Below are 15,057 nucleotides of genomic sequence, written 5' to 3' on the forward strand. Positions count from 1 at the left end.
CCTAGGCCGACTCCCTGATCACCAGCTCCGTGGGCAGGATGATCGGATCGGTCGGCCCGCCCTCGAACAGGTTGAGCAGCAGCCTGACCATGGCCGCCGCCTGCTCGGCGATCGGGTGCCGGAGCGTCGTCAGCGGCGGCTCGGTGTACTTGGCCGCCTCGACGTCGTCGAAGCCCACCACCGCCACGTCGTCGGGCACCCGCCGCCCGGCCTGCCGCAGCGACTGCAGCGCCCCGACCGCCATCATGTCGTTGGCCACGAACACGGCGTCCAGCGCCGGGTCGTCGCCGAGGAGCTGGCGCATCGCGATCGCGCCCGACTCGCGGGTGAAGTCGCCGACCGCCACGATCGAGCGGCGGTCGGAGTCGCGCAGCACGTTGCGGTAGCCGGCCAGCCGGTCCTGGCCGGCGATCATGTCCTGCGGGCCGGCGATGGTGGCGATCCTGCGCCGCCCCGTCTCCACCAGGTGCCGCACCCCTGCCTCGGCCCCGCCGACGTTGTCGTTGTCGACGAACGGGATGTCGACCGGCACGGCGGGACGCCCGTAGGAGACCACCGGCACGCGCAGCCGTGACAGCGCGGCCGGCAGCGGGTCGGCGCCGTGCATGGACAGCAGCATCACCCCGTCGACGTGGCCGCCGGAGATGTAACGCTCCACCCTGGCGTGACTCTTGGGCGAGGACGCCAGCATCAGCACGACCTGCTTGTTGATCGCCTCCAGCTCCACCGAGGCGGACCTGATCGCGGTGGAGAACAGCGGGTCCTCGGAGAAGACCCTGGTCCCCGGCTCGCTCACGACCAGGGCCACCGAGTCGGTGCGCTGGGTGACCAGGCTGCGCGCGGCGGAGTTGGGCACGTAGCCCAGCTCGTCGATCGCGCGCAGCACGGCGTCGCGGATGTGCGGCGCCACTGTCGTCTGCCCGTTGACCACCCGGGAGGCGGTGGCGCGCGAAACGCCCGCGCGGGCGGCGACCGCCTCAAGGGTCGGGCGTCTCATGTCTGCACCAGGAGGGAGAGCACGTCAAAGAATCTACAGGCCGTTCCTGACGATCACGTCCCGGTACCACAGCGCGCTGTCCTTGAGCACCCGCTCCTGCGTCGCGTAGTCCACGTGCACGATGCCGAACCGCCGCCGGTAGCCCTCGGCCCACTCGAAGTTGTCCAGCAGCGACCACACCAGGTAACCGCGCAGGTCCGCGCCCGCCTCGATGGCCCGGTGCACCTCGCGCAGGTGCCCGTCGAGGTAGGCCACCCGCTCGTCGTCGTGCACCTGGCCGTCGCGGACCACGTCGTCGAAGGCCGCGCCGTTCTCGGTCACCATGAGGCCGACCCGCGGGTAGTCCTGCGAGAGCCGGACGAGCAGCCGCGACAGCCCGTCCGGCACGATCGGCCAGCCCATCGCGGTCGTCGGCGCGTCCGCCGTGGCGAACCTGACGTCCTCCGAGCCCGGCCACGCGGCGTCGGCCGGCAGCCCGGGGCCCGACTCGACCACGCACGGGTTGTAGTAGTTGACGCCGACCAGGTCGAGCGGGGCGTTGATCAGCTCCAGGTCGCCGTCCTGGATGTGCGCCGTCCCGCCGTTGCGGGCCGCCGCCTCCAAGACCTCCTCCGGGTACGTCCCGTAGACCGCCGGGTCGAGGAACTGCCTGGTCAGCAGCGTGTGGATGCGGTGCGCCACGGCCGCGTCCGCCTCGCTCGGCACCGCCGACGGGTCGTTGACCTGGGCGGGGGTGAGCACGGGGGAGGAGTTGACGACCAGCATGATCGTGGGCGCGCCGGCCTCGCGCAGCCGCCTGGCCGCCAGCCCGTGGCCGAGCAGCAGGTGGTGGGCCGAGCGCATGGCGTCGGCGGGGCGGCGGCGGCCCGGCGCGTGCACGCCGTTGCCGTAGCCGAGGAAGGCGGCCACCCAGGGCTCGTTCAGCGTGGCCCAGTCGGCGACGCGGTCGCCGAGCCGGGCGTGGACGGCCTCGGCGTAGTCGGCGAAGCGGTAGGCCGTGTCGCGGTTCGTCCAGCCGCCGCGGTCTTCGAGGGCTTGGGGGAGATCCCAGTGATAAAGCGTGACATAAGGCGAAATTTCGGCGGCTAGTAGTTCATCTACGAGCTTGTCGTAGAAGGCCAGGCCGCGGGGGTTGACCGGGCCCACGCCGTCCGGCTGGATGCGCGGCCAGGCCACCGAGAAGCGGTAGGCCGCCAGCCGCAGCTCGCGCATCAGCCCGATGTCGTCACGGAAGCGGTGATAGTGATCGCAGGCCACGTCGCCGGTGTCGCCGTCGGCCACGTTCCCGGGGGTGTGGGAGAAGGTGTCCCAGATCGACTGGCCCCGCCCGTCCTCCTTGACCGCCCCCTCGATCTGGTAGGAGGCCGTGGCGGCACCCCAGACGAAGTCCTCGGGAAAGATCATCCCTTAACAGCTCCTTGCATGATTCCACCGATGATTTGCTTGCCGAACAGGGCGAAGACGGCCACGAGCGGCAGGGTCCCGATCGCGGTGCCCGCGAGCCCGAGCACGTAGTCGTTGACGTACCCGCTGGCCAGGGTCGACAGCGCCACCTGGACGGTCGGATTGTCCGGGGTGAGCACCACCAGCGGCCAGAAGTAGTCGTTCCAGGCCGACATGAACGTCAGCATGCCGAGCACCGCCGCGGCCGGCCGCGCGGCCGGCAGCACCACGTGCCAGAACAGCCCCCACGTCGAGCAGCCGTCCACCCGCCCGGCCTCCAGCAGCTCGGTGGGCAGGGCGCGTGAGAGGTACTGCGTCATGAAGAACACGCCGAACGCGTTGACCAGCGCGGGCACGATCAGCGCGTAGTTGGTGCCGGTCCACTCCAGCTTCACCATGAGCATGTAGAGCGGGATGATGCCGAGCTGCGCCGGGACCATCATGGTCGCGACCGTGATCACCAGCATGATGTTCCTGCCCCTGAACTGCAGCTTGGCGAAGGCGAATCCGGCCAGCGTCGAGAAGAACATCACCGCGATCGAGATCGAGCCCGCCACGATGACCGAGTTGGCCAGCGCGAGCCCGAAGGGCACGGTGTCGAAGACCCGGGAGACGTTGGCGAAGAAGTTCCCGCCGGGGATCAGCGGCGGCGGCACCTCGGCCAGCGCGGAGTTGTGCCTGGAGGCCACCACGACGCTGTAGTACAGCGGGAACGCCGAGAAGAAGGCCACCGCGGTCAGGGTGAGGTAACGCAGTCTCACACCAGACCTCCCTTCACCTTGCGGGTGATCAGGAAGTTGATCCCGGCGACCACCACCACGGCCACGAACATCAGCCACGACGCCGCCGAGGCGTAGCCGAAGTCGAACGTCGAGTTCGCGAAGCCCTGCTCGTAGACGAACAGCGCCAGCGTCTGGAACTGGCGGTCGGGGCCGCCCGTGGCGATGCCGCCACCGCCGCCGCTGCTCTGCCCGAACAGCATGGGCTCGGCGATGATCTGCATGGCGCCGATCGTGGAGACGATGACCACGAAGATGATCGTCGGCCGGATCATCGGGATCGTGATGCGTCGGAGCTGGGTGAAGTTGCTCGCCCCGTCGAGGGTGGCGGCCTCGTACAGCTCGCGCGGGACGGCCTGCATGGCGGCCAGGAAGATCAGCGCGTTGTAGCCGGTCCACCGCCACATGATCATCACCGAGAGCGCGATGTGCGAGGTGGCCGTGCCCGCCGCCCAGTCGATGTGGCCGGCCCCGAACCAGGACAGCATCCAGTTGATCATGCCGAAGTCCCGGCCGAAGAGCTGGCTGAAGATCACCACGACCGCCACCACGCTGGTGACGTTCGGCAGCAGCAGCGCGATCCGGAAGAAGGTCTGGAAGCGCAGCCGCCGGTTGAGCAGGTGCGCCAGCCAGATGGCCAGCGCGAGCTGCGGCACGGTGGACAGCACGCCGATCGACAGGGTGTTGAAGGTGGCGTTCCAGAAGTAGGCGTCGGTGAGCAGCGTCGAGTAGTTGCCCAGGCCGATGAACTCCTGCGTCTCGGAGAGCAACGTCCACTCGTGCAGGCTCACCCAGGCCGTGTAGACCAGCGGGAACAGCCCGAAGGCGCAGAACAGCAGGAAGAACGGGGCCACGTAGGCGTACGGCGACACCCTCACGTCGAGGGTGTGCCGCACGCTGCGCCTACGCCGTCGCGTGACCGCGAGGGGAAGGGTGCTCATTTGATCTTCTTGACGTCCTCGAGCACCTGCGCCCACGCCTCTTCCGGCGTCTGCTTGCCCTGCTCGACGCGGCCCAGGCCGTTGCCGATGGCCGTGCGCACGTCGGCCTCCTTCGGGCCGAGGTGCTGCGGCTTGAGCGCCTTGGCGGCGTCGGAGTAGATCTTGCCGATGGGGGCGTCGCCGAAGAACGGCTTGGTGAAGTTCTGGATCGACGGGTCGTCGTACAGGGCCGGGATGGACGGGAAGGTGCCCTCCTCCTTGAAGACCTTGGCCTGGTTCTCCTTGGAGGTGAGGAAGTCGATCAGCTCGGCCGCCTCCTTCGGGTGCTTGCTCTGCTTGGGCACCATCAGGTGCGAGCCGCCGCTGTTGCCGGAGCCGCCGGGCACGCTGGCGATGTCCCACTTGCCGGCGGAGTCCTTGGCCTGCTCCTGGATGAAGCCGGTCATCCAGGCCGGGCAGATGATCGTGGCGAACGAGCCCTTGGCGAAGCCGGTGTTCCACGGCGGCGAGAAGGCGGCCAGCTTGGCGGTCAGGCCGTCCGCGGTGAGCTGGTTCGACAGGTCCCAGGCCTTCTTCACGTCGGGGTTGGACTCCACGATGATGTTGTCCTGGGCGTCGTACAGGCCGACGGGCGCCTGGTTGACCATGGCGCGGAAGATCTCACCGGGGGAGTCGACGAACTTGGCGCCGGCCACGTTCGCGGCGGCGAACTTCTTGCCCGTCTCGATGTACTGCTCCCAGGTGGGCCAGAGCGCCGACACCTCCTCGCGGTCCTCGGGCAGCCCGGCCTTCTTGAACAGGTCCTTGCGGTAGCACATGGCCAGCCCGCCCACGTCGGTGCCGAGGCCGAGCACCTGCGCGCCGTCCTTGCTCAGGCCCTGCTGCCACTTCCAGTCGAGGTAGTCGGCCTGGCGCTTGTCGAGCCCGTACTGCTTGAGGTCGGTGAACTTGCCAGGCTGGGCGGTGAACGTGCTGATGTAGCCCACCTCGACCGCCGCGACGTCCCCCGCGCCGGCGTTCGTGGCCAGCCGCTTGACCAGGTTGCTGTGGTGGTCGTTGAACTGCGTGACGTTCTCGACGATCTCGATGTTCGGGTGCGACTTCTTGTACTCCTCGTAGAGCGGCTTGAAGCCGAAGTCGCCGAACAGGTCGACCGTCAGCTTGATCTTCTCTCCGGGCTTGGCGCTCGACTCGGTGGCGGTGTCGCCGCCGCCTCCACCACCGCCGCACGCCGTCGCCAGGGCGAGGACGGACGCGGTGAGCAACGGCAGGCCGAGCCGCCGGATGCGAGGGGCCATGGGAAACCCTCCTGGGGTCATGCTTGGGCTGGTGAGAGAGCGCTCTCTCAAGAGAGTCCCGGTGCTCACATGCTGCTGTCAATCGAGGTTAAATAACGATCCGTGTTACCTGAGAGAGCGCGTTCTTCGGGGCGCACCCCTCGTAGGGCCCGTTCGGCTGGTGAGGTGGGAACCCGATCGGCCCGGCAGCCCCCGAAGAACAGGATCGAGCAGACGGCGGCCAGCGATGCGCCCGAGTCCACGCCGAGCAGCCCGGGGTCGGCCGGCGGGTTGCGGGTCAGCCCCTGCATGAGCGCCCTCGCCAGGCCCAGCGCCAGGCCGACGCAGCGGCCGAGCAGCGTGCGCGGCAGGCGGAGGTCGTGCACTCCTCGTTCACCTTCGCGGTGCCGGAAGGGGGGAGGTCAGGAGGTCAGCGCACGCCCGGCCATCCGGGCGTACATGCGGCCCGGGCTCGGCGCCTCGGTCAGGAAGCCCGGCAACATCGGCAGGTCCACCGCGAACGGGTCGAGCCGCTCGTACAGCTCGTCGGCGTCGGCGGGCCGGTCGCCGGGCTGCTTCTCCAGCAGTTGCGCCAGCAGCGCGCTCAGCGGCTCCGGCAGCCCCGGGATCTGCGGCGGGCGCTCCTTGACCTGCTTCTCGAAGACCACGTAGTCGGTCGGCCCGGTGAAGAGCTGCCGCCCGCTCAGCATCTCGTGCAGCACGCAGCCGAGCGAGTACAGGTCGCTGCGCGGCTCGGCGACGCCGTGCTGGATCTGCTCGGGAGCCATGTACGCCGGCGTGCCCAGGATCTGGCCGATCCTGGTGAACGTCGTGACGTCCGACTCCCGCAACATCGCCAGCCCGAAGTCCAGCACCTTCACGCTGCCGTCGGGGCAGAGCATGAGGTTGGTCGGCTTGAGGTCGCGATGGCAGATCGCCAGCGCGTGCGCCGCCGACAGGACCGCGCACGCCTGCGCCGCGATCGCCGCCGCCCACGGCACCGGCAGCGGCCCGTGCTCGTGCACCACGTCGGCCACGGTGACGCCTTCGATGAACTGCATCACCTGGTAGAGGCGCTGCTCGTGGGTGCCGAAGTCGTACAGGACGGGGGCGCCCGGATGCTCCAGCCTGGCCAGGATGCGCGCCTCGCGGATGAACCTGCGCTCCAGCTCGTGATCGGGCCCGCTGGGCAGCCGCAGCAGCTTCACCGCGACCCGGCGGTCGAGGTGGCGGTCGTGGCCGGCGTAGACCGCTCCCATGCCGCCCTGCCCCAGGGGGAGGTCGTCGAGCTCATAGCGGTCACCGATGACCATCAACGCCCCTCCCGCAGCCTTTCGGGGAAAAACTACACCGTCAGGACTGCGGGTGCAGGTGCCCGTCGGCGAGGCCGTCGAGGCCCAGCCGGATCAGGGTCTGCCCCAGCGTCGAGGTCTCACGGATGGCGTCCTCCAGCACGGCCAGTTGCCTGAACGCCTCCCCGTACGCCTTCTGCTCCTTCAGCGACAGCCGGGGCAGGCGGGTGCGCCGCACGTCGAACCTGCTGGAGCCGGTCGTCACCCGCCCGCCGGCGGCCCGCAGGAAGCCGGCCAGGAAGTCGGGGTCGAGCCTGCGCGAGTCGACCCGGTACAGCGTCAGGTGCGGCCCCAGCACGGCGCCGCCGCCGTCCTCCAGCACCCGTACGGCCGAGTAGGACGCCACCACGTCGCCCGGCTGGACCGGCACGAGGCCCTGCTGCATCGTGGTCAGGCCGGAGGGGGCGCCGCCGTTGAGCACGTCATCGGTCGTCAGGACCGGCACGTCGCCGCCGTCGGCGGACATCTTGGGCGGAGCCTGGACCGTGGTCACCAGGCCCTCCTTGATCAGGTCGCCGAGCGTGGTGGCGGGCTGGTCGAGCGGCTGCTCCAGCACCTTCAGGTCCGGCGGCACGGCCGCCGCCGCCAGGAAGCGGTCGCGGGCCTCGGCGAACGCCCGGCCCACGTCGTCGCGCCGCTGGTGCCGCGCCGGGGTCATGTCGACCTCGTCGGCCAGCAGGTCGATGATGCGTACGGTCTGGTCGGAACGGTCCTCCAGGTACGCCTGCCAGGCCGGCTCGACCACCGACAGGTCGGCCGTGGCGTCCAGGATGAGCACGTCGGACGGCGGCCGCTCGCCGGCGGCCGGGCGGCGCAGCAGCCACAGGTCGCTGCCGGGCAGCGCGACGACGGCCCGCAGCGCGCCCGCGCGCAGCAGGTTGGCGCGGATGCGGCGGCCCGCCTTGCGGCTGGCGGCGGCGGGTGGCATGAGGATGGCGACCAGGCCGCGCGGCTTGACGTGCGTGAGGCAGTGCTGCACCCAGGCCAGCTCGGGCTCGCCGCGCGGCGGCAGGCCGTACTCCCAGCGCGGGTCGCCGGTCAGCTCCTCGTAGCCCCAGGCCCGCTCGTTGAACGGCGGATCGCACACGACGGCGTCGGCCCGCTCGCCCGCGAAGCCGTCGTGCCGCATGGTGTCGCCGGCCACGACCCTGGCCTCGACGCCGCGCAGCAGCAGCCTGGAGGCGGTGATGACGGCGGAGGTCGCGCTGAGCTCCTGGCCGAGCACGCGTGCCGCCGAGCCGGGGGCGAGCAGCAGGGTGCCGACGCCGCAGGCCGGGTCGAGCACGGTCGTGCCCTCGGCGCTGACGAGGCGGCGCATCAGCGCGGCCACGTCCTCGCGGGTGACCGAGAGCTGCCGGGAGTGGGCTTCGAGGTAGCGCTCGCAGAGGAACTCGTAGGCGGCCGGCGCGCCGTGCTGCTCGCCCAGCTCGCGGACGAGCTCCGCCAGCTCGCTGTCGAGCCCGCCGGTGGCGCCCACGCCCACGCCATCGCCGTCGTCATCGTCGGCGGCGCGACCCGCCTTCGTGATCAGCGGGCCTGCCTGGGTGTCGGACCTGGTCAGCAGGAGCCCGGCCTGGGCCACCAGCTCGCCCAGCCGCAAATCGCCCGCGGCTTTCAGGCGTTGCCAGACCCGATCTCCCAGCGATACCTGGTAGGACTTCCCATAGCGCCGCAGCCATGACTCGACCTGCCGCAGCGAGAACAGCGGCTGGTTGGCGGTGCCGCCGATGGGCTGGGGGAAGTCGTCGTGGCGACGTCGCCAGTTGCTCACCGCGGCACGCCCGACACCCGCGAGCCGGGCGATGTCCCCGGCGTTCACGGTCGGGTCGTGGCTCATGCAACCCACAGTAGTTCACAAGAGTCTTCAGCGCATCTGCTTGTGAAGTCTTTCAACCAATGATTTACTGCAGGGTATGAAGCACAACATCCGCTATGCCGCCGGATCAGATGTGGGCCGCCGCAGGGAGCAGAACGAGGATTCTGGCTACGCGAGCGGCCGGTTGCTCGTGGTGGCTGACGGGATGGGTGGACACGCGGCCGGCGAGCTGGCGAGCTCGGCGGCGATCGCCGTCATGCGCGAGCTGGATGCCACGCTTCCCGAGACGGGCTCGGACCTGGAGGCGGCCCTGGAGGGCGCCGTGCACGAGGCGGCCCGCAGGCTGGTCGAGCTGGCCGACATCGACCCCGCGCGCAGGGGCATGGGGACCACGGTGACCGCCATGCTGTGGGATGGCTACCACTTCGCCCTGGCTCATCTCGGTGACTCCCGCGGATACTTGCTTCGCGATGGCGCGCTCTACCAGATGACCAAGGATCACACACTTGTGCAGTCGATGGTGGACGAAGGCCGGATAACGGAGGATCAAGCCGCTGTGCACCCCCGCCGCTCGATGGTGCTGCGGGTGCTGGGCAGCGAAGGCAGGGCGGAGCCCGACATGGCGCTGCGCGAAGCCGAGCCTGATGATCGCTACCTCCTCTGCTCCGACGGGCTCACGACCGTGCTCGGGCCCGAGATGCTGCACGAAGTGCTGACCACGGTGACAGACCCGGCGGCGTGCGTCCAGCGGCTCATCGATCTGGCGAACGAGGGAGGTTCGCCGGACAACGTCACCGTGATCGTGGCCGACGTGGTCGCGCCCGGCATGGGTGACGAGGGTGTCTACCGGGTGGGCGCCGGCTCCTAACGAGAGTAGTACGTCGTCTCACCAGTCACAGGAGCCACATACGCACAATTTCTGCTCACAACCAGACACTTTCCGGGTGATACGCGCAATTCCGCGATGGCGCTACTACAGTCCATCGTGATTTGTCGGTTTTCTGGGAGGAGTCACCCTGGACCCGATCGCGGACGAGCTGCTGAAAACGGTGCGGCAGGAACTCGGTTACAAGGAGAAGAGCGGCCAGCTCACCAAGTTCGGTCAGTGGTACGCGGATCGCGTCCAAGACACCCAGTACCGCGACGCGCCCTGGTGTGACATGTTCCTCGCCTGGGCCGCGAACAAGGCCGGCCTCTCCGACTACGTCGGCGAGTTCGCCTGGACCCCTTCCCACGCGGCCTGGTTCATCCAGCAGAACGCCTGGAGCCGTCAGCCCGAGCCGGGAGCACTGGTCTTCTTCGACTGGCGCGGGGGCAAGAGCTACAAGGGCATCGACCACGTCGGGGTCGTCGAGCGGGTCGAGGGCAAGAAGATCCACACCATCGAGGCGAACGTGGACCGGGTCTGGCTCAAGCGCAAGACCAGGGACACGGACAAGGTCGTGGGGTACGGCCTGCCGCGCATGGTCAAGGGCAACCTGGAGCGGCTGGACGAGATCCGGTCCACCGAGCGGCCCTTCGTGGCGCCCCCGAGGTCCGAGACCGGGCAGGGGTCGCCGCTGGACGTGCTGGGCACGCCGCCCGCGTTGCTGGCCGCGATGGTGCTGATGACGATCGTGCTCTCCTTACGCGTCACGGGGCGGCGGCGGGGCAGCCATCGGCGCCTGTCGTGGCTGCCGTTGCGGTCCTCCCGCGGGCCGGTCCCGCCGGCCGGGCCCCGCGTTCCCTCACCCAGGAATCCGCTCGCGCAGCCTCCCGCGAACGGCAAGCCGCCAGCTCCCGCGAACGGCAAGGCCGCAGCCTCCGCGAGCGGCAAGGCGCCGGCCCCTGCGCGAGCGCGGCCACGGGACAAGGCGCCGGTTCCGGCGGGATCGCCCGCGCGAGCGCCGGAACGGCCCACCGCGCCCAAGCGCCGCAAGCCCTACGACGCCGGCTGAGCACCGAGCCCCTGAGCACCGCAACTCGTGCGCCCCTGAGCGCCGCAACTCGTGCGCCCCTGAGCGCCGCAGCCGCGGCTCCCTACTGCGTCAGGTCGATGACCACCTTGACATCGTCCTGAGCCGCCTCGAAGGCCTCCAGCGCGCGTGACAGCGGAACCCGCCGCGTGATCAACCGCTCCAGCCACCCCCGATCCGCCCCCGCCAGCGCCGCCGCCGCGTCCCGGTAGTGCCGGAGGTTCGCGTTCACGGTGCCGAAGATCACGTCGTTCTCCAGGACGATGTCCCGGTTGATCACCCCCGCGTCCACCCGGTGCGTACGCCCGCCCGGGGCGAGCCCGCACAGGCACACGATGCCCACCGCGGACGTGGTGACCAGGGAGTCGATGACGAGCTGCCCCGCCCCCGTGCACTCGATGATGATGTCCGGCTTGGCCTGCGTGAAGGACGCCAGGGAGGAGTCCGAGTGGTAGGTCCCGCCGAGCGCCTCCACCAGGTCGGACTTGAGGCCGCGCGGCGCGCGGTCGAGCACGTGCACCTCCATCCCGCGCTGCTGCCCGATCAGCGCCGCCAGCAGCCCGATCGGCCCCGCGCCGGTGACCAGGAGCGTGCGCGGCTCGAACCAGGAGCGCGAGCCGATCCGTTCGATCTGCTCCCACGCCTTGGCCACCACCGACGCGGGCTCGACCAGCACGCCGACGTCCGCCAGCGCCGGGTCCAGCCGCACCGCGTAGGCGGCCTCGACGGTCCACCGCTGGCTGCCGTACCCGTCGATCTCCTTGATGCCCCGCTCGGTGTAGCGGCCGTTGCGGCACATGTCGAACTCGCCGTGCCTGCAGGCCCCGCATGGCTCCGGGTCGGGCCGGCGGACCACGCCCACCACCAGGTCCCCGGGCGAGAACGCGGAGCCTTCCGGCGACTCCAGCACCCGGCCGAGCGACTCGTGCCCGATCACCATGCGATCCTTGCCGGGCGGCGGCCAGCCGTACTCGGCCTGGTCCAGCTCCCGATCGGTCCCGCAGATGCCCAGGGCGAGCCCCTCGACGAGCAGTTCGCCCCGCCCCGGCTCCGGGTCGGGCACCTCCGCCACCTCTAGCGTGCCCTTCTCACCCGGTACGAACGTCAGCGCGCGCATCGGCGTCACCCCCCTCGCAGACCCCCTACCCTGCAACTCTTGGGAAATAGTAGGACGTCCTAGTATCTTCGGAGGAGAGGCCTCCACGAAGGAGTGATCAGGCGTGCACGTCCCGGTTCACCCAGTCCGTTTCGTGACCGCCGCGGCCCTGTTCGACGGGCACGACGCGGCGATCAACATCATGCGGCGCATCCTCCAGTCACAGGGGGCCGAGGTCATCCACCTCGGGCACAACCGTTCGGTGGACGAGATCGTCACGGCCGCCATCCAGGAGGACGTCCAGGGCGTGGCGATCAGCTCCTACCAGGGCGGCCACGTGGAGTTCTTCTCCTACCTGGTGGAGCTGCTGCGCGAGCGCGGCGCCGGGCACGTGAAGGTGTACGGCGGCGGCGGGGGAGTGATCGTCCCCGAGGAGATCGAGCTGCTGCACTCGCGCGGCGTGACCCGCATCTTCTCCCCCGAGGACGGGCAGCGGTACGGCCTGCCCGGCATGATCAACAAGCTGATCGAGGACTGCGACGTCGAGCTGGGCGATCCGCCGTCGGTGGAGGCCGTGGTCTCCGGCGACCAGGCCGCGCTGGCCCGCGCGATCACCCTCATCGAGGCGGGCCGCGCCCCCGAGGGGCTGGTCGAGGGCCTGCGCGCGGCCGGCAGGCAGGCTCCCGTGCTCGGCATCACCGGTACGGGCGGCTCCGGCAAGTCCTCGCTCACCGACGAGCTGGTCCGCAGGTTCCGCGTGGACAACGACGACAAGCTGCGCATCGCGATCATCGCCATCGACCCGACCCGCAGGCGCGGCGGCGGTGCCCTGCTCGGCGACCGCATCAGGATGAACAGCCTGAGCCCCCAGACCTACTTCCGCTCCCTGGCCACCAGGGGCGCGGCCAACGAGGTGCCCGCCTGCCTCGACGACGTGATCACCGCCTGCCGCGCCGCGGGCCACGACCTGGTGATCGTGGAGACGCCCGGCATCGGCCAGGGCGACGCGGGCATCGTGCCGCACGTGGACGTGCCGATCTACGTGATGACGCCGGAGTTCGGCGCGGCCTCCCAGCTGGAGAAGATCGACATGCTCGACTTCGCCGAGGCCGTGGTGATCAACAAGTTCGAGCGGCGCGGCGCCGAGGACGCCCTGCGCGACGTGCGCCGCCAGCTCGTCCGCAACCGCGAGGCGTTCGGCGCGGCCCCCGACGACATGCCGGTCTTCGGCACCATCGCCGCCCGCTACAACGACGCCGGAGTCACCGCCCTCTACCACCACCTCAAGCCGCTGCTGCCGACCGGCGCCGAGGGCTCGGGGCTGCTCGCGCCGGTGGAGGGCCGGGTCTCCAAGGCGTCGGCCGCCATCGTCCCGCCCGCCAGGTCGCGCTACCTGGCCGACATCGCCGAGACCGTGCGCGCCTACCACGCCGAGACGCTCGCGCAGGCCGAGGTGGCGCGGCGCCGCCAGCAGCTGGCCGCCGTCCGCGACCTGCTGACCGAGGAGGGGGAGCGGGAGATCGAGCGGGCCGGGCGGGAGCTGTCGGACGAGAGCCGCGCGCTGCTCGACGGCTGGCCCGCCGTCAAGGAGCGCTACACCGCCGACGAGCTGGTGGTGAAGGTGCGCGACCGCGAGATCCACACCCCGCTCTGGCGCGAGACGCTCTCCGGCAACCGCATCCCCCGGGTGGCGCTGCCTCGCTACAGCGACCACGGTGACCTGCTGCGCTTCCTCAGGAGCGAGAACCTGCCGGGCCTGTTCCCGTTCACGGCCGGGGTGTTCCCGTTCAAGCGCGACGACGAGGACCCGACCCGGATGTTCGCCGGCGAGGGCGACCCGTTCCGCACCAACAGGCGGTTCAAGCTGCTGTCGCAGGGGCAGCCCGCGACCCGGCTGTCCACGGCGTTCGACTCGGTGACGCTGTACGGCCACGACCCCGACCTCCGGCCCGACATTTACGGAAAAGTCGGCACTTCGGGGGTCTCCATCGCGACGCTCGACGACATGAAGGTGCTCTACGACGGCTTCGACCTGTCGGCGCCCAACACCTCGGTGTCCATGACGATCAACGGCCCGGCCCCGACCATCCTGGCCTTCTACCTCAACGCCGCCGTCGACCAGGCCCTCGACCGCTTCCGCGGCGAGCACGGCCGCGACCCCGACGAGCAGGAGGAGCAAGAGCTGCGCGCCCGCACCCTGGCGACGGTCAGGGGCACGGTGCAGGCCGACATCCTCAAGGAGGACCAGGGGCAGAACACCTGCATCTTCTCCACCGAGTTCTCGCTGCGGATGATGGCCGACATCCAGCAGTGGTTCATCGAGAACGGCGTGAGGAACTTCTACTCGGTCTCGATCTCCGGCTACCACATCGCCGAGGCCGGCGCGAACCCCATCAGCCAGCTCGCCTTCACCCTGGCCAACGGCTTCACCTACGTGGAGGCGTACCTGGCCAGAGGGATGCGGATCGACGACTTCGCGCCCAACCTGTCGTTCTTCTTCTCCAACGGCATGGACCCCGAGTACAGCGTGCTCGGCCGGGTGGCCCGCCGCATCTGGGCGGTGGCCATGCGCGAGCGCTACGGCGCCGGCGAGCGCTCGCAGAAGCTGAAGTACCACATCCAGACCTCGGGCCGCTCCCTGCACGCCCAGGAGATGAACTTCAACGACATCCGCACCACCCTCCAGGCCCTCATCGCCATCTACGACAACTGCAACAGCCTGCACACCAACGCCTTCGACGAGGCCGTGACCACCCCGTCGGCCGACTCCGTGCGCCGCGCCATGGCCATCCAGCTCATCATCAACCGCGAGTGGGGCCTGGCCAGGAACGAGAACCCGCTGCAGGGCGCGTTCATCGTCGAGGAGCTGACGGACCTGGTGGAGGAGGCGGTGCTGAGCGAGTTCGAACGGCTGTCGGACCGGGGCGGCGTGCTCGGCGCGATGGAGACCGGCTACCAGCGCGGCAAGATCCAGGACGAGTCCATGCTGTACGAGATGCGCAAGCACGACGGCTCGCTGCCCATCGTCGGCGTGAACACCTTCACCAAGGACACCGACGAGCCGGCGCCGCACCAGCTGGAGCTGGCCAGGGGCACCGAGGAGGAGAAGCAGTCGCAGCTGCGGCGGCTGCGCGACTTCCACGAGCGCAACCGCTCCGAGGCGCCCGTCCAGCTCGCCCGGCTGCGCGAGGTGGCGATGTCGGACGGCAACGCGTTCGCGGTGCTGATGGAGGCGGTCCGGCACTGCTCGCTGGGCCAGATCACCGACGCGCTGTTCGAGGCGGGCGGCCAGTACCGCCGCAACGTGTAGGGGATCCGCCGCCGGCGGGGCTCGGTGGCACCGGCGTCAAGGCCGGCGTGCGCACGCGCGGCCAGCTCGGCTGGCACGCGGCCCGCCACGA

Annotated in this window: 12 protein-coding genes; 3 read left to right on the plus strand and 9 right to left on the minus strand. The window is 70.2% G+C overall.

Annotated features, from left to right (window positions below; genetic code table 11):
- Position 1: 1 nt before the first annotated feature.
- From LCN96_RS08520 to LCN96_RS08555, 8 genes are all read right to left on the minus strand, one after another.
- Positions 2-997 (minus strand): LacI family DNA-binding transcriptional regulator, encoded by a 996-nt coding sequence (locus tag LCN96_RS08520; protein WP_225272037.1) that lies wholly within the window; start codon positions 995-997, stop codon positions 2-4.
- A 33-nt stretch (positions 998-1,030) separates the two neighbouring features.
- Positions 1,031-2,401 carry a GH1 family beta-glucosidase gene (locus LCN96_RS08525; RefSeq protein ID WP_225272038.1) on the minus strand — a complete coding sequence of 457 codons (1,371 nt, stop codon included), beginning with the start codon at positions 2,399-2,401 and terminating at the stop codon, positions 1,031-1,033.
- A complete protein-coding gene (locus tag LCN96_RS08530) occupies positions 2,398-3,201 on the minus strand; it encodes a carbohydrate ABC transporter permease (protein WP_225272039.1) in 804 nt (267 codons plus the stop codon). Before LCN96_RS08530 ends, LCN96_RS08525 begins: the two co-directional genes overlap by 4 nt.
- On the minus strand, positions 3,198-4,160 hold the full coding sequence (locus LCN96_RS08535) for a carbohydrate ABC transporter permease (RefSeq protein WP_225272040.1): 963 nt from the start codon (positions 4,158-4,160) through the stop codon (positions 3,198-3,200). Before LCN96_RS08535 ends, LCN96_RS08530 begins: the two co-directional genes overlap by 4 nt.
- A complete protein-coding gene (locus tag LCN96_RS08540) occupies positions 4,157-5,458 on the minus strand; it encodes an ABC transporter substrate-binding protein (RefSeq protein ID WP_225272041.1) in 1,302 nt (433 codons plus the stop codon). Before LCN96_RS08540 ends, LCN96_RS08535 begins: the two co-directional genes overlap by 4 nt.
- 65 nt (positions 5,459-5,523) lie before the next feature.
- The gene (locus tag LCN96_RS57355) at positions 5,524-5,823 is read right to left on the minus strand and encodes an iron chelate uptake ABC transporter family permease subunit (RefSeq protein ID WP_397351861.1); all 300 of its coding nucleotides are present in this window, start codon (positions 5,821-5,823) and stop codon (positions 5,524-5,526) included.
- 36 nt (positions 5,824-5,859) lie between these two features.
- Complete coding sequence (locus tag LCN96_RS08550) at positions 5,860-6,750, minus strand: serine/threonine-protein kinase (RefSeq protein ID WP_225272042.1); 891 nt, start codon at positions 6,748-6,750, stop codon at positions 5,860-5,862.
- A 40-nt stretch (positions 6,751-6,790) separates the two neighbouring features.
- Positions 6,791-8,626, minus strand: a complete 1,836-nt coding sequence (locus LCN96_RS08555) for an N-6 DNA methylase (protein ID WP_225272043.1) — start codon at positions 8,624-8,626, stop codon at positions 6,791-6,793.
- Between the two features lie 76 nt (positions 8,627-8,702).
- Here LCN96_RS08555 and LCN96_RS08560 point away from each other — a divergent pair, with 76 nt between their 5' ends.
- Both LCN96_RS08560 and LCN96_RS56480 read left to right on the plus strand, forming a co-directional pair.
- Positions 8,703-9,473: a PP2C family protein-serine/threonine phosphatase gene (locus LCN96_RS08560; protein ID WP_225272044.1), complete on the plus strand. Its 771-nt coding sequence runs from the start codon at positions 8,703-8,705 to the stop codon at positions 9,471-9,473.
- 181 nt (positions 9,474-9,654) lie between these two features.
- Positions 9,655-10,542: a CHAP domain-containing protein gene (locus tag LCN96_RS56480; protein ID WP_263657456.1), complete on the plus strand. Its 888-nt coding sequence runs from the start codon at positions 9,655-9,657 to the stop codon at positions 10,540-10,542.
- Positions 10,543-10,624: 82 nt separating this feature from the next.
- On the opposite strand, the gene LCN96_RS08570 is transcribed toward LCN96_RS56480, so the two are convergent.
- Positions 10,625-11,677, minus strand: a complete 1,053-nt coding sequence (locus LCN96_RS08570; RefSeq protein WP_225272045.1) for a glucose 1-dehydrogenase — start codon at positions 11,675-11,677, stop codon at positions 10,625-10,627.
- A 103-nt stretch (positions 11,678-11,780) separates the two neighbouring features.
- On the opposite strand from LCN96_RS08570, the gene icmF reads away from it, so the two are divergent.
- Complete coding sequence (gene icmF / locus LCN96_RS08575) at positions 11,781-14,966, plus strand: fused isobutyryl-CoA mutase/GTPase IcmF (protein WP_225272046.1); 3,186 nt, start codon at positions 11,781-11,783, stop codon at positions 14,964-14,966.
- Positions 14,967-15,057: the final 91 nt, after the last annotated feature.

Source organism: Nonomuraea gerenzanensis, from assembly GCF_020215645.1.
Lineage (GTDB): Bacteria > Actinomycetota > Actinomycetes > Streptosporangiales > Streptosporangiaceae > Nonomuraea > Nonomuraea gerenzanensis.